The sequence below is a fragment of the Aquabacterium sp. A08 genome (genome assembly GCF_011742065.1).
The window spans coordinates 1-244 of the sequence record NZ_JAAQQT010000276.1 but is presented as its reverse complement, the minus strand read 5'-3'; the positions used below and the strand labels follow the sequence as shown (position 1 = coordinate 244).

Sequence of the window (244 nt, the reverse complement as noted above, 5' to 3'; positions counted from 1 at the left end):
TTCAGGATGCCGACTTTGCGGCCGAAACCGCCAACCTGTCCCGTGCGCAGATCCTGCAGCAGGCCGGCACCGCCATGGTGGCGCAAGCCAACCAGCTGCCGCAGGGTGTGTTGGCTCTGTTGCGTTAAACCACGAAAAGGTGGGGCAAAGGGGGTTACCCCGCCCCATCGCCACAGCGGCAACGGGGCTATCCTGTTGTCGCTTTTTTCGTTTTAATGGGGTTGTGGGTGTTGCGCCCGCCCGG

General features: G+C 62.7%; 1 protein-coding gene. It reads left to right on the top strand.

Going from position 1 to position 244, the window contains the following annotated elements:
- Positions 1 to 128: flagellin (locus tag HA630_RS01565; protein WP_256368604.1), on the top strand; the 128-nt coding region annotated here is incomplete at its 5' end.
- Positions 129 to 244: the final 116 nt, after the last annotated feature.